This is a genomic window from Chelatococcus sp. KU-N122 (assembly GCF_055391085.1).
Genome location: NZ_AP043981.1, coordinates 4001319 through 4026214, shown reverse-complemented (window position 1 = coordinate 4026214; position 24896 = coordinate 4001319). Strand labels below are relative to the sequence as shown.

Genomic DNA, 24896 nt, shown 5'->3' with positions numbered 1-24896 from the left:
CCGCGCCCGACCGCCCGTTGCCGCCTCGATCGCGCTGCGGAATGGATCGAACGCGATTGCGGCGCCGGTCGACATCGTCCGGCGGCTCCGCGGCGAGGAAGGGTTGATTGGGAACAGCGTGGCTTACGAGGCGGACACGGGCCAAACGGCCACGCCCCCGCTTCGCCGGGCCCCCCTGCAACGCGGCCGTCGTTTCGCTGGGCGTCCGACCGCCTCGACCTGCCGGTTAGAGCTCATCGGACCCGTGGCTTATCACCGATCCCCCGACGCCCGCGTCCAGCTGCGCCCACGCTCAGTAGGCGGCCGCAGCCGCCCGCGCTGGCTCGCCAAGGCGCCCGGCATCGGCGCCAATCGCGGTGGCTTCGAAGCGACGGGCGGATTTGCCGCCGCCATGCTCGTTCGCCACCCGGCGCAGGTCGGCGTCGACCATCATGGCGCACAGCTCCTCCAGGGACGTGCGGGGCTGCCAACCGAGGATCTCGCGCGCCTTGGCCGGGTCGCCGATGAGTGCAGCGACCTCGGCGGGGCGATAGAATTGCGGGTTGACCTTGACGAGCACCCGCCCGTCCGCCTCCGACAGCCCCTGCTCCTGCTCGCCGGTGCCGCGCCAGACGATCGGCAGGCCAGCCCGTTTGAACGCAAAGCTGGCGAAATCCCTGACCGTCTCCGTCCGGTTCGTCGCCAGCAGGAACGTGTCGGGCTCGTCGGCCTGCAACATCAGCCACATCCCCTCCACGTAGTCGGCCGCGTAGCCCCAATCACGCTTGGCGTCGAGATTGCCGAGCTCCAGCGGGGCCGCGGCCCCGTGCCGGATGCGCGCCACCCCGTCGGAGATCCGTCGCGTCACGAATTCGAGGCCGCGCAGCGGCGACTCGTGATTGAACAGGATGCCGCTGGTGACGAACATGTCGTAGCTTTCGCGGTAGTTGATCGCCATCCAGTGCGCGAACAGCTTCGACACGCCGTAGGGGCTTCGGGGATAGAACGGCGTCTGCTCCGTCTGCGGAACGGACTGAACCTTGCCGAACATCTCCGCCGAAGAGGCCTGGTACACCCGGATCTTCGGATTGACGTTGCGGACCGCCTCGAAAACGTTGAGCGGCCCCAGCCCCGTGATCTGGGCGGTCGTCATCGGCTGGTCGAACGAGGTCGCGACGAAGGTCTGCGCGCCGAGATTGAACAGCTCGTCCGGCTGGGCTGCATCGAGGAGCCGTGTCAACGCGCCGTAGTCGGTGACGTCGCACGGCGCCAGCCGCAATTGGGGATGGTTGCGGATGCCGAGATCCTCGAGGCGCCAGAAGTTGGGCGTGCTCGTCCGGCGGTGCGTTCCGTAGACGAGATAGCCCTTCCCCAGGAGCAGAGCCGCCAGATACGCGCCGTCCTGGCCCGTGATGCCGGTAATCACAGCACTTTTCATCGAGAAAACTCCGTCGTGGAGCGATAGCGGTTCGCTCGGTCACGCAGCGTGACGCTTGGCTCCAACCATCCCCTGAAACGTATGACCAGGGGCGATGCGGCGCTGATGCAGCACCCAGCATTCCTGGACGAAGTCACGGAACTCGCGACGAAACCGATCGGCCGAGAACAGCTCGGCGTGGGCGCGGATCGTGAGGGGATCGAACTGGTCGCTCCGCTTCTCGAACCGCTCGACCACGTCGCAGATGGCTTCCGCCGATTGCTCCCTGAAGTAAAGGCCGGTGACGCCGTCGACGACGGTCTCGCTGGCGCCGCCGCGATTGAAGGCCAGCACCGGCGTGCCGCAGGCCTGGGCCTCCAGCGGGGCGATGCCGAAATCCTCCTCGGAGGCGAACAGGAAGGCCCGGGCGCGCTGCATGTGATCGCGCAGTACCGGAAACGGCTGGAAGCCCATGACCGTGATGTTGTCCGTCGCGATCGCCTTGATCCGCTTCAGCATGGGCCCATCGCCGATGACGACGAGCTTCCGGTCCGGCATGCGCGTGAATGCCTCGACGATCAGATGCATCTTCTTGTAGGGGACGAGCCGCGACGAGGTGAGGTAGAAATCACCGCGCGTGCCGCCGATGGTGAAGTCGTCGACGGCGACGTTGGGGTAGATGACGGTGGACTGGCGCCGGTAGACCTTTTCGATGCGCCGCGCGATGTAGCGCGAGCAGGCGATGAACTGGTCGACGTGCGGCGCGGTGCGCATGTCCCAGATGCGCATGCGCTGCAGCACCAGCCGGGCGAGGACGCCTCTCAGGCCCGTCCATCCGGCCTCTCTCAGATACTGGTTCTGGAGGTCCCAGGCGTAGCGCATGGGCGTGTAGCAATAGCAGATGTGCAACTGATCCGGCCCGGTGATCACGCCCTTCGCCACCGCGTGACTGTTGGAGATGATGATGTCGTAGCCGGACAGGTCGTGCTGCTCGATCGCCAACGGCATCAACGGCAGCATGTACCGGTGAAACGAGGCGACGCCCGGGATTCGCTGCAGAAAGCTGGTCTTGATGCTCTTGTTCTTCAGCCAGCCACGATCGCCTTCGGCCATCTTGTCGACGAGACAGAAGACGTCGGCCTCAGGGAAGACGTCGAGCATGACCTCGAGGACTTTCTCGGATCCGGCGTAGGTGATGAACCATTCGTGAACAAACGCAATTTTCATGTCACGTCCCAGCTACATCCGCGACGCGCTGACGACGCAGCCACGACGCCCAAGATGAAGGCAAATGTGTTCGGTCAGCCACCCTCCAATTTGGTCGATGGCAATCGAAGCTTCAGTCGCTGTCCACCTCGGCCGTACCTCTTTTGAAGGTGAGGCATGGTCGTAAGGAGCGTTGCCCAAGCAATACGGACGGGCGCGTCCGCCGCAATCCGCCGGTCCAGCCTGCATCGGCGGAAGGCCGGCTCGTGCGCTGCGATGCCCGATCGCCGGATGGCTTGAGTTGGAAAGCTGCAAGTCGAGCCTACTCGGCGCAGCAGCAGGACGCGAAGCCTCGATCCCTGAAACCTCACAGCCGGCCGGCATGGCGTTCCGCCATGTAGCGTCCCGGCGAGGTGCCGAGCGCCTTTCGAAACATCGTCACGAAGCTGGGCACGCTCTCGTAGCCGAGGCCGGCGGCGACCTGCTGGATCGAAGCACCGCCGGCGAGCCACTCCACGGCCAGCATGACGCAGAGCTGCTGGCGCCAACGGCCAAAGCTCATGCCTGTTTCCCGATTTATCAGTCGCGCCAAGGTGCGCTCGCTCAGCCCTGCCCGCTTCGCCCAGACGTCCAAGGTTCCCCTGTCCGCCGGCGAAGCCATTATCAGGCCGACGATTCTGCGGAGGCGGGTATCGGTCGGCATCGGTAGATGAAGGTCCTCGACCGGCGCCACCGCAAGCTCGTCGAGAAGCACCGCCACCAGGCGCGCATTCGCGCCACCTTCCTCGTAGAAGACAGGCAGGCTCGCCGAGCGGACCAGAAGCTCGCGCAGCAGCGGCGTCACCGACACGGCGCAGCAAGCTGCGGGCAGGCCCCGGCCGACAGCCGGGTCGACGAAGGCGTTGAAGCCTTCGAGCGCGCCCGTCGCCTTTACGGCATGCAGCGCCCCGCCAGGTATCCAGACGGCGCTGCGCGGCGGCACGATCCACAGCCCGCCCTCCACCTCGCAGCTGAGAGCGCCCCGCTGCACTAGCAGGACCTGGCCCTTCGTGTGCCGATGGGGGGCCAATTCCATCCCGCCGAAATCGGCCATCGCAAAGCCATAGGTCACGACCGAACGGGGCACTTCGTCGGGATCGATCCATTCGGTGTCCTTCGGCGGGTCGCTCAAGATGGGCATGGTCCACCTTTCAGACAGGAGCGCCGAAATGGCGAGATCGAATAATATTCTGTCCGAGCTTCCACATGACGCCAAGCTCGCGCCCCCTTATCCCTTTGCCGCAGATCGGTCGGGGCCAATTCGGCCCCGAGAAACGCAAAGCGAAATGCGATGAACTCACTGACCGCCGAGCCAGTCACCCAGATCCTGAACAAGCTTCACCAGGACGCTGAAGCCGCGGACCGCGAGCGGTTCGAAGCAGCCATGGCGGCCATGGCGGCGTCCGGCACAACGGTGGAGCAGATGGCCGCGGGGCAGCTCGCCGAGGAGCATAAGGACTACCGGGCGATCTATCGCGGCTACGTGGACAATTTCCTTGCCGTCTCGCCGGCGTATGGCCGTTTCCTCTACGCGATCGCACGCGCCTGCAAGGCGTCCCGGATCGTCGAGTTCGGCACGTCGATGGGGATCTCGACGATCTATCTCGCCGCGGCGCTCCGGGACAATGGCGGCGGGCAGCTCATCGGCACCGAACTCGAGCCCACCAAGGTGTCGCGGGCGCGCGCCAACCTCGACGCGGCGGGCCTTGCCGATCTGGTGGAGATCCGCGAAGGCGACGCGCTCGAGACGCTCCGGGATGTCGGCGGCGAGGTCGATCTGCTGCTGATCGACGGTGCATTCGCGCTCTACCTGCCGGTGCTCAAGCTGGTCGAGCCCCGGCTGAGGCCTGGCGCCGTGATCCTCGGGGAGAACGCCTTCGAGCCGGGATATCTGGACTATGTCCGCAATCCTGCGAACGGTTACGTCTCGCAACCGCTCCCGCTCGACGAAGGTCGCGGCAACGAATTCAGCGTGAGGACCTTGTAATGCTCGCGCTGGAATCGCCCGAACGCCCGACGGCCAAGGCGCCCGGCCGGCTGAGCTCGGCGCTGCTGCGTCTCTTGATGAAGCGCGCGACCATCGTCGCGAGCGAGCGACTGGCCGATCGCTTCCGGCTGATCACGCTCGAAGGCCCAGCCCTCCAGGGCGTTTCCTGGGTGCCCGGCCAGAAGGTGCAGATCGCGATGGGGTCGGCCTTTGTCGCACGAACCTACACGCCGATCGAATGGGACGCGGTTGCGGGCCGCACCCGCCTCCTCTGCTACGCGCATGGCGACGGACCCGGGAGTGCATGGGTCCGCGGCCTCACCCCCGGCAACGAATGCGACATCTTCGGGCCGCGCCGCTCGGTGGACGTGAGCGCCGTGGCAGGCTCGCTTGCCGTCCTCGGTGATGAAACCTCGATCGGGCTCGCACAGGCGCTCCTGCAAGAGGACCGCGCGCGAGCCGTGGCGTGTCGCTTCGAGGTGGACGATGTCGAGGCCAGCCGCCGCGTCACGGCACATCTGGGCCTCGATGAGGCCGTGCTGTTCGCCAGGACAGAGGATGGTGCGCAGCTCGAGCAGATGGAAGCGGCGCTCACTCCGCTCGTCGCCGCCGGCGCGACTTTCGTGCTGACCGGCAAAGCCTCCACAATTCAGCAGTTGCGGCAAAGCCTGAAGCGGCGGGCCGTCCCGACGCGGCGCATCGTCACCAAGGCTTATTGGGCTCCCGGCAAGGCCGGTCTCGATTGAGCCTGAGGCCAAGCCGCCGGTATCCGGCGCTCGTCAATGGTGGCCGCTGCTCCTCGCAGCATCAGCCTGCAGCCGGGACGACGGGCTCCGGAAAGCCGTGGTAGAGCGCGGCGTGGCTGCCACCGGCGTTGGGGAAGCCCGGCTTCGTCAGATAGCCCCGCGGCGGCGCGAAGCCGTAGATCGTGCGCCGAGGCGCCTCGTGCCAGCCGATGTTGAAGGCGCCGAGCTTGGGGAAGAACTGCAGCTCGCTGTAAGGCAGGTGGTCGTGGATCCACCAGGCCATGGCCTGCCACGACGTCCCCGCCTCCAGCCGCGTGACCAGCCAGGGCACCACGACGCACGCCATGGCCCCCATGCCGGTCCCGTCACGGCGGTCCCAGATATGGCGCGCATAGTTCCGCCCGTTCGCGGCGCAGCTGTAGCCGTGCCGGTTGCCATAGTCGTTCACCGCCGGCGACCGGTAGGCGGAGCGGATCGCGATCCGGCCGAAGGTGGCCTGGAGCGGCTCCAGCAGCTCCAGGCAAAGCCGTTGTCCGGCGGCAATGGCCAGATCGGGGTCGTCGGGCAGGTTGGCGATGCCGTGGACGTTGCCGATCTCGCTGTAGAGAAAGTCGCGCATGAAGAACGACGGCGAGAGCCGGACGCGCCCCAGCGCTTCGGCGCTCCGAACCGTCCGGGGCGCTCTCATCGCCCGGTCGGCTCCGGCTCGCCGGCCAGGCGCCTCACGCGCCGGCCGCCCAGAAGGCCGGCACCGACGGCTCCAGCCGGCCGCCGATGCGCACCGGCGCGATCCGCACGGCCAGCCCGGTTTCGTCGTCGGTCTCCACGGCAATGCCGCACATGGTCGCCGGGCCGCTCGCCGGCGCGAACGGCCCCGCTGGCAAGCCGGTCGTGAAGCGCCGCAGCGGCACCTCCTTGTCCATGCCGACGATGGAATCGTAGTCGCCGGTCATGCCGGCATCGGTGATGTAGGCGGTGCCGCCCGGCAAAATCCGATGGTCGGCGCTCGGCGTATGCGTATGGGTGCCGGCCACGAGGCTGACGCGGCCGTCGCAGAAATGCCCGGCGCCCTGCTTTTCACCCGTGGCTTCGCAGTGGAAATCGACCACGATGGCATCCGCCGCCCGGCGCAGCGGCCGCGCCTGGAGCTCACGGTCGATGATGCCGAACGGATCCTCCGCCGGCTCCATGAACAGCCGCCCCAGGGCGTTGATGACCAGCGCGCGCCGGCCGTTCTTCGTCTCGACCAGCAGGGCGCCCTGCCCCGGCGCGCCCGGCAGGTAGTTGATCGGCCGGACGAGACGCGGCGCCCGCTCGATGAACTCGACGGTCTCCCTGCGCGCCCACGTGTGATTGCCCAGCGTCACCGCATCGGCGCCTGCGGCGACGATCTCGTCGTAGGCCTGTTCGGTGATGCCGAAGCCGGCACCGGCGGAGTTCTCACCGTTGACGACGGCGAGATCGATCGTCCAGTCGGCAATCGCCCGCGGCAGATGCGCGGCGATGGCATCGAGGCCGGATTGGCCGACGACATCGCCGATGAACAGGATTCGCACGTCACCACTCCCTCGTTGATCTGACCTGAGCGCTCGGGGCTAGGGGTAGGTTTTGGCGGAGCCCGACGCAAGTGTCGCCTCCGAAGCGACGATCCTCAATAGTTGCTATATATACATATTACAATCATTAGACGTGAAGGGCACTTCATCCGCGGGGGATATGCCCTGAACGTCCTAAGACCATCGACCCATCCTGGGCCGAAAAGGCGTAAGTAATAAGCAATTGTTCCGGCTACAGAAGTCCGGTTCGACTCTGCGTTCGACGGCGCTCACAAGAACGAGAACGTATCACGATGATCAAATGCGCCGTGCGGGATTGCCAAATCGGCGCGATTGCAGGAGCATGCGCGCCAAATTCAGCGCGGCGGACATCGCCGTCCCGCTTAGAGGATCTCAACGATGCCGGTCGTCAACGACTACACCGCGCTGCTGAGCGGCAGTTACTGGAACGGTATCGAGGTCGGCGGCCAGCCGGTCATCGTCACCTATTCCTTTCCGACCACGCTCGCCGACTACGCCGCGTCGATCGCCGGCTTCACGCCGGCGACGGTCGCCAGCTACACGGCCTTCACCGCCGCGGAGCAACAGCAGGCGCAGGACGCGCTCGGCGAGTGGGCCGCGGCCTCCGGCATCATCTTCATCCAGGTCGCGGCGGGCCAGGGCGACATCAATTTCGGCAACATCGATTTCAACACGACCAGCGGCCCGTCGTATGCCGGTGCCGGCGGCATCGGCTTCTACCCGTTCGGCTACTGGAACAACTTCAGCTACCCCTACTTCCAGGATGATCTGGACGCCGCCGGCGACATCTTCATGAACTCGCAGTTCCTCAGCGGCGGCGAGGTCAACTACGGGACGCTGCTGCACGAGATCGGCCACGCCATCGGCCTCAAGCATCCGACCGAGGTCGTGACCTCGGCGGCCGGCATCACCCACAACGAGGTGCTGTCGTCGGACGACCCGACGCGGACCATCATGGCCACCGTCGGCGACGAATCGTCCGGCTCGGAGCCGCACCTGCTACAGCTCGACAAGGATGCGGCCGCCGCCCTCTACGGCGCGTCCGGCGGCGGCGTCTATACCGGCTCCGCCTCGGGCGCGAACACCGTGTCCGACTGGGCCTGGGACGCGACGACCCAGACGCTGACGCAGACCGCCGTGGGCACCGACGCCGTCGTGCGCGGCTCGTCGGTCAAGGACGTCATCAACGGCACGGCGGGGAACGACCAGCTCTTTGGGCTGGCCGGCGACGACCAGCTCAATGGCGGCGACGGCAACGACAAGCTCTACGGCGGCTCCGGCACCGACACGCTGATCGGCGGCGCCGGCGACGATTCCTACTATATTCTGGACTCGACCGCGAACATCGTCGAGGCCCCGGGCGAGGGCTACGACGTCGTCTATTCCACGGTCAGCTATACGCTGGCCGACAATGTGGAGGACCTCTATCTCTACGGCGGCGGCCTCACCGGCGTCGGCAACAGCGGCAACAATCGCCTCTTCGGCGACGGAACCCTCGCGACGACGCTGAACGGCGGCGGCGGCGACGACTATATCGTCGGCGGCGCCGGCGACGACAGCATCGCCGGCGGCGGCGGCCACGATCTGATGTGGGGTCAGGGCGGCGCCGATACGTTCGTGTTCTCGGCCCTCACCGACGCGCTGCCGGACGCCAACTTCTTCGCCCTGACCACGATCGGCGACTTCACCGACAACGTCGACAAGATCGATCTGTCGGGGATCACGACGGCCGGCGGCGATCCGCTGACGTTCATCGGCACGAGCGACTTTTCCGGTCACGCCGGCGAACTACGATGGACCCCGGTCGGCGCGAACACCCTGATCGAGGGCGACGTCGACGGCGACGGCCAGGCCGATTTCCAGATCGGGCTCTACAACAGCCACACCCTGGATGGCGGCGATTTCGTGCTCGCTCCACCCTGCTATTGCGCCGGCACCCGCATCTCGACCCTGGCCGGCGACGTGGCCGTCGAGGATCTCGCCATCGGCGACATCGTCCTCACCCCGACCGGCGAGACCCGGCCGGTGTTGTGGATCGGCCGGCGGACGGTGGTTTCGGCCGCCGCCGATCCGCTGAACAGCTATCCAATCCGCATCGGCGCGGGCGCCCTGGCCGAGCATGTCCCGGCCCGCGACCTCTACGTATCGCCCGACCATGGCATGCTGGTCGACGGCGTGCTGGTGCAGGCCGGCGCGCTGGTCAACGGCAGCAGCATCCAGCGTGTGAGCCGGCCCGAGCCCGCGTTCGTCTATTACCACATCGAGCTGGAGGACCACGCGTTGATGCTGGCGGAGGGGGCACCGGCGGAGAGCTTCGTCGACAACGTCACCCGCCGCAGCTTCGACAATTATGCGGACTACGTGGCGCTGTTCGGCGAACGCCCCGCCCATATCGTCGAAATGCAACTGCCCCGGGCGAAGTCGCCGCGGCAATTGCCGCGGGCCATCCGCGCGCGCCTGGCCGCGCGCGCGGCGGCGCTCGGCTTCGTCATGGTGCGGGCTGCGGCCTAGCCTCGCCCCGGATAGGCCGGCGAAGCCGCAAGCGTTCGCTCAGGCCCGCAGCAGGAAGGCGAGGAGCGCCTGATTGAAGGGCGCCGGATCGGTGGCCGTGCAGGCATGCCCGCCCTCCACGGTGAACCAGAGCTCGGATCGCGCGATGCCCGCCGCGAGCGCCTCCGAGCACGTATACGGAACCAGCACGTCGTCGCGGGCGGCCGCGACGAGCGTCGGCACGCGCACCTCGGCCAGCCGGGCCGATACGTCGAAGGCGAGCAGCGCACCGATGCGCTTCATCAGCGTGTCCTCACCCTGGAAGTGGGCGATCCCGAGCTGCTCTTCGCGTGCAACGCGACCGGCGTTCCGTGCGATCCAGGCCGCCGGATAGAGGAAGATCGCCTGAGCGCGCACGTAGGCCTCCGGGCCGCCGTGCGCCAGCACGGCCAGGCGGGCCGCAAAGCACCGGCGCGTATGCGCGTCGGTGGCGGCCCACGCGTTGACCAGCACCAGGCTGGCCAGACGTTGCGGTGCGCGCAGCGCCAGCTCGAGGCCGACCAGCCCGCCCAGCGCATGACCGACGAAGTGGCATGAGCGCGCACCGGCCGCGTCGAGGATCGCCACGACGTCGTCGGCCATGGACGCAATCGTGTAGGGCTCGGGCAGCGCGCCCGCGTTGGCGCCCGTGCCGCGGTGGTCGTAGGCGATCACCCGGAAATGGGCGGCCAGCGCCTCGAACTGCGGCTCCCAGAAGCGCCCTGCCCCGCCCAGGCCCGCCGACAGGACGACGGCGGGCGCGTCCGGCTCGGGCCGGCCGAAGATCTCGTAACGCATTGGACCTCCCCCCGCCGAGCCTCAGGGCTTGCGCCCGACGTGGGCGACGCTGGCGATCTCCACCAGGGCGTCGGGCTTCACCAGGCCGCACTGGATGCAGTAGCGCGCCGGCTTTTCCCCGGGGAAATAGTCGGCATAGACCTTGTTCATGGCCGCATAGCTGGACCAATCGGTCAGAAAGATATGGTTGAAGGTCACGTCGTCCATCGTGCCGCCGGCGGCTTCGATCACCGACTTGATCGTTTCCAGGACGTGGCGCGTCTGCCCGGCGGCGTCGCCGACGTGCACGACGTTGTTGTCCTTGTCCAGAGGAAGGGTGCCGGCGACGTAGACGACGCCGTCGGCAAGCGTGCCCGGCGAATAGGGTGCCAGCGGCGTGCCCGAACCGGGCGGGATGACGGCTGTCTTCGGCATGGGCTGCGGCTCCTCTGCTGGCGCCGACGACGGCGCCTGGATGGGCGGACGGGACGGCGCAGCTACCGCTCGGCAGCGGGCCGCGGACGGATCCCCTCGAGAACGAGGCGCTGGACGTTGGCGACGGTCTCCTCGAGGAATGCGTCGTCGTCCAGGTCGCGGCCGACGATCGCTTTCACCTGCACGGCGAAGTCGGCGTAGTGCTGCGTGATCGACCAGATCGAGAAGATGAGATGGTAGGGGTCGACCGGCGCAAGCTTGCCCGCCTCGATCCAGGCGGCGATGACGCCGGCCTTGGCGTCGACCAGCTCCTTTACCGCACCGCGAAGCTGGGGCCCCAGCAGTGGCGCGCCGCGCACCATCTCCTGGCAGAACAGGCGCGAGGCCTCGGGGTTGGTGCGCGAGAAGACGACCTTGCGACGGATATAGTCGCCGATGGAGGCGATCGGGTCCGCCTCGACGCTCAGCTCCTTGAACGGCGCCAGCCATTCGTCGAGCAGCCGCTGCAACACGGCGAGGTAGATCGCCTCCTTGGAGGCGAAATAGTAGAACAGATTGGTCTTGGAGACGTCGGCGGCCTCGGCGATCTGCTCGACGGTCGAGCCGTGCAGGCCAAGGTGCGAGAACAGCTGGAGCGCCGCATCGAGGATGGCCGAGCGCTTGGCCTCGATCTGCCGCTGCCGCCGCGGCGTCCTGGGGTGCGCCGCTCGTGGCGGCGGAGGCCGCTCGGGGCTCGCTCCCGCCTTCGACCTGCCGCCGGACCGCGCCTTGGCAGGTGCGGCGGACAACGTACCGGCCTTGCCGGCGCCTGCCGTCCTCTCCGCCTTCGCCATGGGCCTATCCGCCATGCTCGCCGTGCGGGCGCTGCGAGACCGCACCGCAGAACTCGCCCAACGTCGACACCCAGCCGAAGAACGTCTCGATGTTGTAAAGCGACGCCTCCTCGATCGCTGAGGAGCCGATCGCCTGGGCCGCGTCCTTGAGCAGCACGGCGAAATATTCGAGGTGAAAGGCGTCGCGCAACGACGACTCGACGCAGACGTTGGTGGCCACGCCGGTGAAGACGAGGTTGCGGATCCCCCGCGCCCGCAGGAAATTGTCGGTGATCGAATTGAAGAAGCCGCTGTAGCGCGTCTTGGGGATGACGACGTCGCCCGGCATCGGCTTCAGAGCGTCGACGATCTCATAGTCCCAGCCGCCCTTGGCCAGCAGCTGGCCGGCGAGCTCCGGCTTGCGGCGCATGGTCTTCAGGGCGTTGGACTTGTGCCAGTTGGGCGAGCCCGGGCCCCCGGCCTCGAGATAGCCGCGATCCCAGCCATTCTGGAAATAGACGACCAGGATGCCGGCCGCGCGCGCCGCCTCGATCACGGCCTTGACATTCTGGATGGTCGTTTCGTTGCCCGCGATGTCGAAGCCGGCGAGATCGAGGTAGCCGCCGCGCGAGGCGTAGGCGTTCTGCATGTCGACGACGATCAGCGCCGTCTGGCTGGGGCTGATGCGCAGCGGCTCCGGCCGGGCCGGCAGCGTGACCGGCTCGCCGCCCCCGCCCGCGCCCCCGGTGGTATCGACGATGCCGGTCATGCGACCCTCGACAATTCTGCGACATGGCGTCGGGACGCCATCTTCGGCTGGATGTGGCGGCCGAAATTGTCCATGCCCCCGATGAAATCGTCAAAGGTCAGCAGCACGCCCGTCTTGGGCAGGGTGGCGATCTCGTCGAGCATGCGGGCGACGTTCTCGTAGGAGCCGATCAGCGTGCCCATGTTGACGTTCACGGCCGAGGCCGGATCGGAGAGCTGGCGCACGTTGGTGTCGGAGCCGGAGCGCGTATCGGCCTGGGATTGCTCGGTCAGCCAGGCGAGCGCCTCCACATCGGCGCCGGCGCGGTAGCTCTCCCATTTGGCGAAGGCGGCCTCGTCGGTCTCCGCGGCGATGATCATGCACAGGGCGAACACCGAGACGTCGCGGCCGACCTTGTCGGCCTCGGCGAGCACCCGATGGACGATGGGGGCGAACGCCGTCGGCGTGTTGACGCCCTTGCCCAGGCAGAAATTATAGTCGGCATAGCGCGCCGTGAAGGCGAGCCCGGCCTCGCTCTGTCCGGCGCAGATGATGGGAATGCGGTCCTTGGGCCGCGGGCTGACTCGACAGTCGTTCATGGTGAAGAACTCGCCCTTCAGGTCGCAGGCGCCGGTGGTCAGCAGCTCCTGGAGGATCTGTACGTATTCCGCGACGTAATCGTAGCGACGGCTGAAATATTCATCGCCGGGCCACAACCCCATCTGCGAATACTCGGGACGCTGCCAGCCGGTGATGACGTTGATGCCGAAGCGCCCGTTGGAAATGGAATCGATGGTCGCGGCCATGCGCGCCACGATCGCCGGCGGCATGACCAGGGTCGCCGACGTCGCGAACAGGCGGATGCGCGAGGTGACGGCGGCCAGCCCGGCCATCAGCGTGAACGACTCGAGCGCATGGTCCCAGAACTCGGTCTTGCCGCCGAAGCCGCGCAGCTTGGTCATCGACAGCGCGAAGTCGAGGCCGTAGCGCTCCGCCCGCGTCACCACCTCTCGATTGAGCTCGAAGGACGGCATGTATTGCGGCGAATTCTCGGAGATGATCCAGCCGTTGTTGGCGATCGGGATGAAGACGCCGATGTCCATCGTCAGGCCCTCTGTCTATGGCGCCGAACGTCGTCCGGCGGCCGCATGCACGGAGCCTGAAGCACAAGATGTGCCATTCATTAAAAATCTATATATTACAGGCGATTGACTGAGCTAGACGGAAAGTCGATCGGACCCCTTGGTCCATTTCGGAGCAATTGGTCTGCCCGGATTCCGTGCAGCGCGCCGGCCGGCTGGGCAGGCGCGGCCGGGCGACGCATCCACACGCAACAGCGTTTCGGGGCGATCGCTGTGATATAGCCGTTCGCCACCGTCGGCGGCCGGGCCGCGGTTCATGGAGGCTCAGATAGCGGCATTTCGGTTCATCCACGCGGCGGACGTTCATCTGGATTCGCCGCTGCGTTCGCTGGCGATGCGTGATCCCGGCCTCGCCGAGCTGATCGGCAACGCGACGCGGCGGGCGTTCGTGCGCATCGTCGATCTCTGCCTTCAGGAGCGGGTCGACGCCCTGCTCCTGGCCGGCGATCTCTACGACGGCGATCAGACGTCGATGAAGACCGCCCGCTTTCTCGCCGAGCAGATCCGGCGTCTGCACGACGCATCGATCCGGGTCTTCATCATTCGCGGCAACCACGACGCGTTGTCGCGGATCACCGCCGAGCTTATTTTCCCCGACTCGGTCAAGGTCTTCGGCGGACGGGCCGAAGCCGTGCTGATCGACAGGGGCACCAGCTCGTTCCCGGTTGCCGTCCATGGCCTGAGCTTCGCCCAGCCGCGCGCGCCCGAGAGCCTGCTCACGAAATACGAGCCGGCCGTCGCCGGCGCCGCCAACATCGGGCTTCTCCACACGAGCCTCGCCGGGGCCGCAGGACACGATCCCTACGCCCCCTGCCGGGTGGCCGACCTGCAGGCGACCGGCTTCCACTATTGGGCGCTCGGCCACGTGCACCGGCGTGCCGTCCTCGAGGGCCCCTGCACCATCGTGATGCCCGGCATGCCGCAGGGGCGCGACGTCAACGAAGCCGGCACCAAGTCCGTGACGCTGGTCACCATCGGCGACGACAGGTCGGTTCGCATCGAGGAGAGGGCCACCAGTCTGGCGCAGTTCGAGCGGATGTCCGTCGACGTCACCGGCCTGGAGGATTGGCGCGATCTCGTCGCTGCGCTGGGCCAGGCCATCGAGCACCTGCGCAAGCGCTGCGCATCGGAACACCTGGTGGCGCGCCTTCACCTCACGGGCGCCACACCGCTCGCCTGGCGCATCCGGCGCGACGTGGACCTGCTCAAGGCCGAGGCGGATGAGCGGGCCACCATCATCGGGGCCTCGTGGATCGAGAAGCTCGAGACCAGTTGCGAGGCCCCCGCGGCCGACGCCGGCTCGTCAGCCGATCCGCTCATGGAACTCCACCGCCTGATCGGCGAGGACGTGTTGGAATCCGAAGCCTTCAAGGCGGAGCTCGTCGCCATCGCCGAGGAGCTCAAGGCCCAGCTGCCGCGGCAAAGCCGCGATGCCCTCGGCGCCGACGAAGCGCAGTTCGAGGCCCGCCTCGCCGTTCTGGCCCGGGAGGGCGCCGAAGACGTGATCGCCCGCCTGCACGCCGGCCAAAGAGGTGTCCAGCCCTGATGCGCCTGCAACGTCTCGACCTCACGCGCTACGGCAAGTTCACCGGGCACAGCATCGACTTCGGCGAGCGGGCGGAGAAGCAGCCGGACCTGCACGTCATCTACGGCCCCAACGAGGCCGGCAAGTCGACGGCGCTCGCGGCCTTCCTCGATCTCCTCTTCGGTATCAAGCCGCAGAGCCCGTTCAATTTCCTCCACCCCTACGCCACCATGCGGATCGACGGGGCCCTGGAGCTCGCGCAAGGGGTGCAGGAGCTCGGCCGTATCAAGCGGCCACACAACAGCCTGCTCGACGGACAAGGCCGGCCGATCCCCGAGAGCGTCATCGCCGGCGAGCTCGGCATCGACCGCGACTCCTATTGCACCATGTTCTGCCTCGACGACGAGACCCTGGAGGCGGGCGGCGAGAGCATCCTGGCGAGCAAGGGCGACCTCGGGCAGCTGCTCTTTTCCGCCAGCGCCGGCCTTGCCGATCTCAGCCGCAGCCTCCTGGACGTGCGTGCGCAAGCCGACCGCTTCTACAGGCACCGGGCGCGCAGCGGCACGCTGGGTGATCACAAGGCGCGGCTGGCCGAGCTGAAGGCCGAACGCGAGCGGATCGACACCCTGGCGTCGGACTATCGGAGGCTGATCGACACCCGCGACCGGGCCGCCGACCACTATCGGGAGGCCCTCGCGAGCCGCGGCCAGATCCAGGCGCGGCTGGATGAAATCCAGCGCCATCTGAGCGCGCTCCCACGCCTGGCGACGCTCCGCTCCCTGCGCCAGCGTCTTCTTCCCCTGGCCGACGTGCCGGATGCGCCGCGCGGCTGGGCCGAGGACCTGCCGAAGCTGCGCGACCAGGAGATCGAAGTCGACGTGCGCCTGCGGGCGGTCACCACCGAGATCGAGCAGCTGTCGCGTGAGCTCGACGCCATCGTGGTCGATGACGCGGTGCTGAGCTTCGCGGCGCCGGCCGAACGGCTCGCCGAGCTGCGCCCCCGCCACGTCACCGCCGGGCAGGACATTCCCGAGCGACGGCTGCGGTTGCGAGAAGTGGAGCTCGGCATCTCGGGCCTCCTGGCTCGCCTCGAGCGCAAGGACGAGGCGGATCCCCAGCGCCTGTTGCTGACCGCGTCGACGGCCGGCGCCTTGCGGTCGCTGATCGAAGCCCGTTCCGGCATCGATGCCGCGATGCGGACCGCAGGCGCCGAGTTGTCCGCGGCGCGCCGCCGCCTGCTGGCCGCCCGCGCCAAGCTGCAAGCGGCGACGGGCAGCGATACCGCCGAGCGCACGACCGATGTAGCCGCCCTCTTGGCTGCCCTCTTGGCCGCCATGGCGGAGGCGCGCGCGAGCGACCACGCGGCCCGCCAGAGGCTCGCGAAGCGCGATCGCGACGCGGCGCTCGCGGTGCTGGCGGATCGGATGCAGGGGCTGCTGCCGTGGCGCGGCCAGGCCGATGAGCTCGCCGCCATGCCGGCGCTCGACGCGGACACCATGCAGCGCTGGAAGCGGACGCTGGACGAGGCGGAGGCGCGCGTGGAGCGCCACGCGGACGAGCTCGAGCGGCTGGCGACCGAGACGATCCGGCTCAAGGCCGAGCGGGATGCCATCGGCGGCGCCACCGGGGTCGTCACCGACCAGGAGGCGGCAGCGATCCGGACCCAGCGCGAGCACGCCTGGGCCGCCCATCGGCGCAGCCTCGACACGGAGAGCGCCGACAAGTTCGAAACAGCGCTCAGGCGGGACGACATCGTCGCGGCCGCCCGCATGGGGCACCTGGCCGATCTGGCGAGGCTGCACCAGCTCGGTCAGGCGCTGGCCGTCGCCGAGGCCGCGCAGGCCCGCGAGGCGGAGTTGCGGGAGACCGCCGCATGGCGTTTGCAGGACCTGCGCGATGCCTTTGCCGGCGCCGTTCGAACGACGTCGCCGTCCCTCCCGAACGACTGGACGCCGGCCCAGGTGGAGACCTGGCTGGCGCGACGGACGAGCGCACTCGATGCGAGGGCGGCGGTTCAGGGCGCAGACAGGGATCTGCAGCAGGCGATGAGCGACGGCACCGCCGCTCAGGCGGCCTTGTCCGCGGCGCTGGCAGCCGCCGGCATGCCCCATGAGCGCGATGCCGGCGTCGAAGCGCTTCTCGCCATCGCTCAGACCGCGGTCGATGGGCGGGCGGAGCTCGCCGCTTTGCAGGACGCGATCGCGGAGCACGAGCGCGAAGTCGTCAGCCGCGAGGCCGCCAGCCGGCAGGCCGGCGGCGACGACCGCCGCTGGTCCGCGACCTGGAACAGGATCTGCACGGGCTGCTGGCTCGGCGACGGAGGCGAGCCGCCGCCCCTGGCGGTGGTTCGCGAGATCCTCGACGCTCTGGCCGAGCTCGGGCCGGCTTTGGCGACGCGGGCCGGTCTCGTCGACCGCATCGACAAGATGGAGGCGGATCGGACCGCCTTCCGTCAGGAGGTTGCCGCCCTCGCCGAGGCCATGGCCATCCCGACCGCGGACGCCGATCCTCTCGATCTGGAGGCGCGCGTCGCCGAACGGATCCGCCGGGCGACCACCGAGCAGGCGCGGCGGGCCGAGGTGAGCAGCCGGCGCGAGGCAGCGCAGCAGCGCCAACGCGCCCTTACCGACGACCTCGCCGTCCTCCATCAACGCGTCCGGGAGATGACGGCGCATTTCGGCGTCGCCTCCCTGGCCGATGTCGAGGCCAAGCTGCGGGCGCTCGAGCAGCGATCCGCGCTGCTGAGCCAAGCGGAGGACGCCGAGCGGGACATCGCCGACGCCGTGCGGGCGCCCACGCCGGCGGACGCGGAGAGCGTGCTCGATGCGGCCGATCGGGTCGCCATGGAGGCGGAGCTGATCGAGCTCAAGGCCCGCTTCGACGACCACGACAGGCGCGGCCACGAGCTCTTCGCCGCTCACAACAAGGCGATCGACGCCATCGAGGCGATCGGCGGCGACGCCAGGGTCGCCGAAATCGAGGAGCAACGGCGCACCACCCTGCTCGAGATCGAGGAGGGCGCCCTCCACTACCTGCGTCTACGGGCCGGAACCGCCGCGATGGAGCGCGCGCTGCACGCCTACCGGGAGCGGCACCGCAGCTCGATGATGGCGCACGCGTCCAAGGCCTTCCGTGCCATCAGCCAGGGCGCCTACGCGGGGCTGACCACCCAGCCGCTCAAGGACAGCGAGACCCTGATCGCGCTGCCGGCGGCCGGCGGCTCGAAGCGAGCGGAGGAGCTGTCGAAGGGCACGCGCTTCCAACTCTACCTGGCGCTGCGGGTGGCAGGCTACTACGAGTTCGCGCGCTCGCGCCCGGCCGTCCCGTTCATCGCCGACGACATCATGGAGACGTTCGACGATTTCCGGGCGGAGGAGGCCTTCCGGCTGTTTGCCGAGATGGCGGACGTGGGCCAGGTGATCTACCTGACGCACCATCGCCACCTCTGCGAGATCGCGGCGCGCGTGTGTCCCACGGTCAAGATCCACGACCTCTCGCGGCGCGTGTCACCCTTCCTCGGCCGCCGCGACGCGTCGGACGCCAGGGGCCGCTGAGCCCGCGCGGCCAAGCTTCGTCCACGACAATCGACCGGCGTGCCGGGCGGCTGCGGGCTCCACCCGATCGGGAAGAACCGTCTGAGATACAGGATGTTGGAGCATGTCGATGCGATCGGACAACCTGATCCGGTCGGATCGAAGTGTTCAAGCCTCCCGCGGCCGCATCTTGCGCTGGGGAGAAGCCGATTCAATGCTGCTTGGGCGCACAGTGAGTCGCCCAAGCGCGCTTGGCGGCACGCGTGAGGTCGCGGCATGGTGGCCGCGTTGCATTTGTCGCGGACGTCTTGGCGTCGACCACTGACATCTCGTCAGGCCTGGTCGCCGGGCACGAAGGCCGAGGAGAAGCAACCATGGTGAACGCTGCGCGTGAGCCATCGGGCTCGGGGCTCGCTCCCCCGTTCGAGATCATCCCGATCGAGGAGCATTTGCATGCTCTGGCGACCGAATCCGATTTGCCCGAGGCTGCGCTGAGGAGCTGCGTCGCACGGATCCAGCAAGCCCGTCCAGCCTTGCTGGCCATTGTCGACGCCGCTGCTGACGGCGCCGAGATGGGCGATGAAGAGGCCTACCTCCTCTTTCGAGCGCTCTACGTGCTGGGCGCAGCGCGGGATACGGCGGCCTTCAAGCCGCTGCTGCGGTTGCTGCACGTCTCGCCCGATACCTTGGACGACTTGCTCGGCGACGCGACGACGACCGATCTGGTTCGTATCGCGGCGAGTGTCTTCGACGGCGATGTGGACGCCTTGCTCGATGCAACCACGGACCTGTCCATCGACGAATTCGCACGGCACTCCCTTCTGCAGGCCGCGACGTTTCTGACCTGGGACGGCAGGATCAGCCACGACCGGATGAAGGGGTTCGTGCGCCGCATCGCCGAGGAGAAGCTGCTGCCGCCGGAGGATACGGCTTGGCATGCCTGGGCCGACACGATCTCGCGGCTTGGCTGGCGCGAGCTGGCGCCGCTCGTCGAGCAGGCCTTCGCATGCGGCGACTTTCCGATCCATGTGATGGAATACAGCGACTTCGAGGAGGATCTCGCCAAGACCGAGAGCGCGCCCGCGGACGGCAGCCGCTTCGAGGACGACGGCCTCGGCTACCTGGGGGATGTGGTCGAGGCGCTGGCATGGACCCGGCCGCAAGACGCTTCCACGGCGCTGCCCGGCCGGTCGCTGCCGGACGTCTGGCGCGATGTCGACGGCCCCTACGTCAACCCCATGCGCAATGTCGGCCGCAACGATCCCTGCCCCTGCGGCAGCGGCAAGAAGGCGAAGAAGTGCTGCCTCGCCAACTGACGGCATCGGGCTGACCTTTGCTGGGAGCATCGATGCAGGGAGGAGCCGTCCACATCGCGCTGATCACGGGGCCGGCCGGCGTCGGGAAATCCACCTTGTGCTGGGAAATGAGCGCCCAGCTCGCCGAAGCCGGCATCGCCCACGCGGCGATCGAGACCGACGAGCTCGACAGGGTCTTCCCGCGCCCGCGCGCCACGGATCTGGATCGCCTGAGCCCTGGTGTTGCGGACGTCAGCCAGATCAACCTAGCGGCGCTCTGGTCGACTTACCGGGCGCTCGGGCATTCCAGGTTGATCATGTCCGGGGTGATGCTGCATCTCGGCTTCGACCGCCGCTGGATCCACGCGGCCATTCCCGAGGCCGACATCACCGTCGTCCGCCTGCGCGCGTCCGAGGCGACCCTGCTGGAGCGGCTGGCCCAGCGCGAGATCGGCTCGGGCCTGGACGACCAGATCGAGCGCACGCTGTGCCAGGCCCGGCGCATGGCGTCCGAAAGCACGGATGGTCAGGTCGTCGCGCCCACCGACGGCCGCAGCCCGCGCGAGCTGGCGAAGACGATCCTGCGGGAGCTCGGCTGGACCGCCGATGCGCAAAGGTCCGGCGACGTCGAGTAGCTTCGGCGGCTCAGGACGACTTGGCGCTCGCCGCGGCTTTTGTCGCCTCGCCCGCGGCCCGCGCTACCAGCGACGCGAACGGCTCGATCTCCCGCTCGCGCAGGGCGAACATCCAGTAGCGCAACGGGATCTCCAGGCGCCCGACCCGGCTCAGCGTGGCCGAGTCGAGGGCCGCGGCCGCGGCCCGCTGCGGCACCAGGCCGATGAACCGGCCGCTCCGCAGCGCCGCGAGCACCGCCATCGTCGATGCCAGCCGCAGGCGCGGGTGGGCAATCCTCTCCAGGTTGACGCGGTGGCTGGCCAAGGCGGCGAGGATCACCGGGGTGAGATCGGTCTGCTCCCACAGGATCGGCCCATACTGTGGCAGGTCCTCCCAGGTGAGCGCCGGGGGGATGCGGCCGGCTCGGTCTGGTGCGGCGCAGAGGATGATCCGGTCGGCGAAGACGCCCAGATGGCGAAACTGCGGGTGGCTCGGCATCGCCTCGGTCACGCCGACGTCGGCCGTGCCGCGCATGACCCAGGCGGAGACGTCCTCGGCACTGCCGCGCAGCAGGTCGACGTCCGGCATGGCGTCCTCGCCGCCGATGCGGGCGATCAGCTCGGGCACCCACTGGTCGTAGGCGTTGGGCGTGCAGGCGACGATCGGGTAGCGATCGGCGACCGAGCGGCGGCTTTCGACGCGGCGAATGGTGAGCTCGACGTCACGCAGGATGCGCTCCGCCTCGCTCAGCAGGACCTGGCCGGCCTCGGTGAGCACGAGGCGGCGGCCGGACCGGTCGAACAGCACGACGCTGTGCTTCTCTTCCAGCTTCTTGATGGAGATGCTGACGGCGGACTGGGTGAGACCGAGCTTCTCCGCGGCATGCGTAAAGCTGCCGTAGTGGGCCGCCTCGACGAAGATCTTCATCTGCTCGAGCGTCATGCCGCGCCCCCACTCCGGCTCATCCCGACTCCCTTCTGCCGAGCGCGTGCCCGGCTTGCGCCGACCCGGCGTCACAGCCGAAACCTCATCCAGGGCAGCCGCTTCACGCAGAAGGCGCAGACCTGCGGATCCGGAGCGATGTGATCCGCCTGCATGCCCCCGCCGACAAGGCTCCGTCAAGGAGCGCCCGCGGATGCCCCGAGCGCAACCGAACGGGGCAAAGGACATGGTCCGTTGACCGCAAATCGAGCATTGACGTCGCGTTGCAGAAATCCAATTAATCGAGAGGCGTCAACGGCGATGATACAATCGATCTCGCATAAATATCGCTTATGCGGTATTTACGACCATAAAATTTCCTTTCCAATACTGATCTATTTAAAGAAATATTATGCTATTGATTTCAGCAAACGACAAAATAACGTCCAAAAACTAGACATCGTCGATGGGAGCGGTTCTTGGCACTTCGTTTGCGCAGGCGCTCTGCAACGGCAGCTTCGGCTGCCTCGTGCTCGGCGTGATCGCAGAGGAGGACGCTATGCAAAAGACGGATCTGGTCCTGTCTTCGGGCCTGTCGCAGGGACTGGGCCTGGCCCTGATGATCGGCACGGGACTGCTCTGTCTCGCCCTCGCCTACATGATCAAGACGCGGCTGGTCCGCAACACGCACGACTTCATCATCTCCAACCGCCGCATCGGGCTCGGCTTCGGCGTCGGTTCGGTGATCTCGGTGTGGACCTGGGCCATGGCGGTGATGATGAGCACCGCCATGACCTACCAGTGGGGCCTGTCGGGCCTGTTCTGGTTCGTCGTGCCCAACGGCTTCGCCGTGATGGCCGTGGTGCCGCTGGCCAAGATCCTGCGGCGGCGCATGCCCGCGGGCTACACCATCAGCCAGTTCATCTTCAGCCGGTTCGAGCAATCCAAGGTCGCGTCCGGCGTCGTGACGATCACCATGATCTTCGGCATCCTCCTGGAGATCCTGATCAACCTGAAGGGGACGGCGGTCGTCATGTCGACGGTGTTCCCGATCGACTGGCGCGTCGCGACGCTGCTCACCGTCGTCGTCGTGCTCGCCTATTCCTACTTCGGCGGCCTGTGGACCAGCGTCATGACCGGCACGCTCAACACCTGGATGATCACGGTGCCCGCCGCCATCGTCGTCGTCGCCGTGTTCGGCATGATCAACGGCGGCGCGACGACCGTGTTCGACACGGTCAACGCCGCCAAACCGTCGAACCTGTCGGTCTTCAACACCGATGCGGCGGCCGGCTTCGGCATTACGCTGGCCTTCGGCCTGCTGGCGGCGACCGTGGCCGACCAGACGTTCTGGCAGAAGGTCTGGGCCATCCGGCCGAACCAGGTGGCCCGCACCTTCCTGTGGTCGGGCGCCTTGTTCTATCCGATCCCGATCTGCTTCGGCATGCTGGGCCTGGTGGGGCTGGCGTACGGCCTGACGCCGGCGGACGTGGGCGGCGACATCGTGGCGGTCGGCCCCTACATCGTCTCCCACATCGGGCTGCCGCTCGTCCTGATCCTCGCCTATGTGCTGGCGATCCTGGCGGCCTGCTACTCCACCATCGACGGCGCCAGCTCCGCCCTGTCGTCGATCGTGGCCGTCGACATCATCAAGCGCTACGCTCCCAAGACCACCGAGTCGTGGCTGTTCTACATCACCAAGCTGTCGATGCTGCTCGGCGGCATCATTGCTGCAGCCATCGTGCTGTCGGGCGCCGATTTCACCTCGCTGGTGCTGACGACATACGCACTGAAGACATCGATTCTATTTCCGCTCATCCTCGCGATCCTGTGGCCGCGGACCAACACCGTCGGCTTCGTCGGCGGCATCGTGCTGTCGATCCTGATCGGCATGCCGCTGCGCGCCGCGTACGGCGAACTGGTCGGAACGCTCTCGATCGTCGCCATCAGCGCCGGCGTCGTCATCGTCGCCGGTCTGCTGTCCCGCCGCAGCTTCGACATGAGCAACCTCGGCGTCAAACAGGCCATGAACCTGGAGGGCTGAGCCCTCCACCCTCGCAAGCTGCGGCGACCCCTTTCCCGGACGGGGCGCCGGCGTCAACCGGATGGACCGATCCCCCATGAGCACGCTTCTCATCATCTTCCTGGTGCTGGCCGCCGCCGCCACGGCGCTGTTCGTCGCCGGCTACGTGCGTGGCGTCCGCCTCGCGCTCGCCAGCTTTGCCGACGATCGCGTCGAGGTCGACGACAGCGGCGACATCCACGCCTATTGGTGGCCCATCGCGCTCGCGGTGCTCGCCTCGGCCGTGATCATCGCGCTCGCCGGCGTCAACCCCGTCTTCATCTATCTCGGCCCCCTGCTCGCCCTGGTCACGGCGGCTGGCAACGGTCTTGCCTTCTTCCTCGACGACGACGGATCCGGTGCCAAGTGACCCGGCACCAAGTGACGCGGCGCCAGATGACCCGCGCCGTCAAGATCACCTGACCGCGGCGGAGGTGCTCCGATGCATTTCGGAATCTGGCTACCGGTGTACGGCGGCTGGCTGCGCACGTCGGATCAGCCGACCGGCCCCGACGTCGCCTCGTGCCTGGCCATCGCACAGCAGGCCGAGGCACTGGGCTTCGACTTCCTCTACGCGTCGGAAAACCTGCTCAACTGCATCCACGGCCCGCACGAGAACGTCGCCGATGCGTGGAGCCTGCTGGCGGCCATCGCCGCCACCACGAGCAAGGTCGGCCTGTGCGGGGCGGTGAGGCCCGGCTTCCGCTCGCCCTTCCTCGTGGCGCGCATGCTCGACACCCTGTCGAAGATCGCCGAGCGGCGGTTGTCCCTGAACATCGTCTGCGGCTGGTGGAAGGAGGAGTTCGAGCTTTCCGGGGTCGCCTGGCTCGATCACGACGGCCGCTACGATCGGGCGTCCGAGTTCCTGCGCTCGCTGAACAGCCTGTTTCAACCGCCGCTCGACATGATCGAGCCTGCCGCGCACGACGACGCGGCCGTCTTCCCCGCAGACGAAACGTCCAGCCGGGCGCCGACCTATGGCCTCGACCGGGCGTCGCTGCCGGAGATCTGGATCGCCGGCCATTCCAGGCGCGCCGTCCAGATGGCCGCCGAGTGGGGCCATTGCCTCTTCCTCAACGGCATGCCCGACGACCAGCTGAAGCGGCACATCGAGGCGGCGCAGCAGGAAGCCAACCGCTGGGGGCGTACGCTGTCGATCGCCGCCAACGCCTACGTCATCGCGACGGAAACCTCGTCGCAGGCGAAAGAGCGCTGGCGGCTCGTGCTCGAGCGGCGAAACTCACGCTCCATCGAGTTCTTCAGGAACGTCATCGCCAAGTCCGGCGCCGCGGCCTGGGCCGAGCTCGACGAAGAACAGATGGTCGATTCCAACGCCGGCATCGAGCTCGGCCTCGTCGGCAGCTTCGACGAGGTTCGCGAGCGCATCCCCAGGCTCGCTGCGCTCGGCGTCGACCGCATCGTGTGCCAGTTCGACGATCCCATGCGCGATGCCGGCCCGTTCATGAAGCGCGTGATCAGGCCGCTGCAAGGTCATGCTGCCGTCGCCGCCGTCGCTTGACCGCTAGAACGCTTGGCGATCGGGGCCCCCCA

Annotated in this window: 21 protein-coding genes; 10 read left to right on the top strand and 11 right to left on the bottom strand. The window is 67.8% G+C overall.

Annotated elements, in window-relative coordinates; translation table 11 throughout:
- Window positions 1-292 precede the first annotated feature (292 nt).
- The 3 genes from gmd to ACZ5PO_RS18060 all read right to left on the bottom strand — a co-directional run bounded on the left by gmd (window position 293) and on the right by ACZ5PO_RS18060 (window position 3782).
- On the bottom strand, window positions 293-1417 hold the full coding sequence (gmd, locus tag ACZ5PO_RS18070; protein WP_464195941.1) for a GDP-mannose 4,6-dehydratase: 1125 nt from the start codon (window positions 1415-1417) through the stop codon (window positions 293-295).
- A 39-nt stretch (window positions 1418-1456) separates the two neighbouring features.
- Complete coding sequence (locus ACZ5PO_RS18065) at window positions 1457-2623, bottom strand: glycosyltransferase family 4 protein (RefSeq protein WP_464195939.1); 1167 nt, start codon at window positions 2621-2623, stop codon at window positions 1457-1459.
- A 346-nt stretch (window positions 2624-2969) separates the two neighbouring features.
- Window positions 2970-3782: an AraC family transcriptional regulator gene (locus ACZ5PO_RS18060; protein WP_464195937.1), complete on the bottom strand. Its 813-nt coding sequence runs from the start codon at window positions 3780-3782 to the stop codon at window positions 2970-2972.
- Window positions 3783-3932: 150 nt separating this feature from the next.
- Between ACZ5PO_RS18060 and ACZ5PO_RS18055 the strand changes: the two genes are divergently transcribed.
- Both ACZ5PO_RS18055 and ACZ5PO_RS18050 read left to right on the top strand, forming a co-directional pair.
- The gene (locus ACZ5PO_RS18055; RefSeq protein WP_464195935.1) at window positions 3933-4628 is read left to right on the top strand and encodes an O-methyltransferase; all 696 of its coding nucleotides are present in this window, start codon (window positions 3933-3935) and stop codon (window positions 4626-4628) included.
- Window positions 4628-5374, top strand: coding sequence for a siderophore-interacting protein (locus ACZ5PO_RS18050; protein ID WP_464195933.1), 747 nt, complete (start codon window positions 4628-4630; stop codon window positions 5372-5374). The genes ACZ5PO_RS18055 and ACZ5PO_RS18050 overlap by 1 nt, the downstream gene beginning before the upstream one ends.
- A 61-nt stretch (window positions 5375-5435) precedes the next feature.
- On the opposite strand, the gene ACZ5PO_RS18045 is transcribed toward ACZ5PO_RS18050, so the two are convergent.
- Window positions 5436-6062, bottom strand: a complete 627-nt coding sequence (locus ACZ5PO_RS18045) for a hypothetical protein (RefSeq protein WP_464195931.1) — start codon at window positions 6060-6062, stop codon at window positions 5436-5438.
- A gap of 34 nt (window positions 6063-6096) precedes the next feature.
- Entirely contained in the window at window positions 6097-6930 is an 834-nt protein-coding gene (locus tag ACZ5PO_RS18040) for a TIGR00282 family metallophosphoesterase (protein WP_464195929.1), read from the bottom strand.
- 399 nt (window positions 6931-7329) lie between these two features.
- Between ACZ5PO_RS18040 and ACZ5PO_RS18035 the strand changes: the two genes are divergently transcribed.
- Complete coding sequence (locus ACZ5PO_RS18035; protein ID WP_464195927.1) at window positions 7330-9462, top strand: Hint domain-containing protein; 2133 nt, start codon at window positions 7330-7332, stop codon at window positions 9460-9462.
- Between the two features lie 39 nt (window positions 9463-9501).
- Here the strand turns inward: ACZ5PO_RS18035 and rutD are convergent, their stop codons facing one another.
- From rutD to rutA, 5 genes are all read right to left on the bottom strand, one after another.
- The gene (gene rutD / locus ACZ5PO_RS18030; protein WP_464195925.1) at window positions 9502-10278 is read right to left on the bottom strand and encodes a pyrimidine utilization protein D; all 777 of its coding nucleotides are present in this window, start codon (window positions 10276-10278) and stop codon (window positions 9502-9504) included.
- Between the two features lie 21 nt (window positions 10279-10299).
- On the bottom strand, window positions 10300-10692 hold the full coding sequence (gene rutC, locus ACZ5PO_RS18025) for a pyrimidine utilization protein C (RefSeq protein ID WP_464195923.1): 393 nt from the start codon (window positions 10690-10692) through the stop codon (window positions 10300-10302).
- A gap of 62 nt (window positions 10693-10754) precedes the next feature.
- Window positions 10755-11525, bottom strand: a complete 771-nt coding sequence (gene rutR, locus ACZ5PO_RS18020) for an HTH-type transcriptional regulator RutR (protein ID WP_464195921.1) — start codon at window positions 11523-11525, stop codon at window positions 10755-10757.
- Window positions 11526-11529: 4 nt separating this feature from the next.
- Entirely contained in the window at window positions 11530-12273 is a 744-nt protein-coding gene (gene rutB / locus ACZ5PO_RS18015; protein WP_464195919.1) for a pyrimidine utilization protein B, read from the bottom strand.
- A complete protein-coding gene (gene rutA, locus ACZ5PO_RS18010; protein ID WP_464195917.1) occupies window positions 12270-13355 on the bottom strand; it encodes a pyrimidine utilization protein A in 1086 nt (361 codons plus the stop codon). Before rutA ends, rutB begins: the two co-directional genes overlap by 4 nt.
- Window positions 13356-13650: 295 nt before the next feature.
- Here rutA and ACZ5PO_RS18005 point away from each other — a divergent pair, with 295 nt between their 5' ends.
- From ACZ5PO_RS18005 to ACZ5PO_RS17990, 4 genes are all read left to right on the top strand, one after another.
- Window positions 13651-14940: a metallophosphoesterase family protein gene (locus ACZ5PO_RS18005; RefSeq protein WP_464195915.1), complete on the top strand. Its 1290-nt coding sequence runs from the start codon at window positions 13651-13653 to the stop codon at window positions 14938-14940.
- Complete coding sequence (locus ACZ5PO_RS18000; protein WP_464195913.1) at window positions 14940-18473, top strand: AAA family ATPase; 3534 nt, start codon at window positions 14940-14942, stop codon at window positions 18471-18473. The genes ACZ5PO_RS18005 and ACZ5PO_RS18000 overlap by 1 nt, the downstream gene beginning before the upstream one ends.
- Before the next feature lie 353 nt (window positions 18474-18826).
- Window positions 18827-19768, top strand: a complete 942-nt coding sequence (locus ACZ5PO_RS17995; protein WP_464195911.1) for a DUF1186 domain-containing protein — start codon at window positions 18827-18829, stop codon at window positions 19766-19768.
- Between the two features lie 32 nt (window positions 19769-19800).
- Window positions 19801-20382 carry an AAA family ATPase gene (locus ACZ5PO_RS17990; protein ID WP_464195909.1) on the top strand — a complete coding sequence of 194 codons (582 nt, stop codon included), beginning with the start codon at window positions 19801-19803 and terminating at the stop codon, window positions 20380-20382.
- Between the two features lie 10 nt (window positions 20383-20392).
- On the opposite strand, the gene ACZ5PO_RS17985 is transcribed toward ACZ5PO_RS17990, so the two are convergent.
- On the bottom strand, window positions 20393-21304 hold the full coding sequence (locus ACZ5PO_RS17985; protein ID WP_464195907.1) for a LysR family transcriptional regulator: 912 nt from the start codon (window positions 21302-21304) through the stop codon (window positions 20393-20395).
- Between the two features lie 538 nt (window positions 21305-21842).
- Between ACZ5PO_RS17985 and ACZ5PO_RS17980 the strand changes: the two genes are divergently transcribed.
- From ACZ5PO_RS17980 to ACZ5PO_RS17970, 3 genes are all read left to right on the top strand, one after another.
- On the top strand, window positions 21843-23327 hold the full coding sequence (locus tag ACZ5PO_RS17980; RefSeq protein WP_464195905.1) for a sodium:solute symporter family transporter: 1485 nt from the start codon (window positions 21843-21845) through the stop codon (window positions 23325-23327).
- 76 nt (window positions 23328-23403) lie between these two features.
- On the top strand, window positions 23404-23715 hold the full coding sequence (locus ACZ5PO_RS17975) for a hypothetical protein (protein WP_464195903.1): 312 nt from the start codon (window positions 23404-23406) through the stop codon (window positions 23713-23715).
- A gap of 72 nt (window positions 23716-23787) precedes the next feature.
- On the top strand, window positions 23788-24864 hold the full coding sequence (locus ACZ5PO_RS17970) for an LLM class flavin-dependent oxidoreductase (protein WP_464195901.1): 1077 nt from the start codon (window positions 23788-23790) through the stop codon (window positions 24862-24864).
- Window positions 24865-24896: the final 32 nt, after the last annotated feature.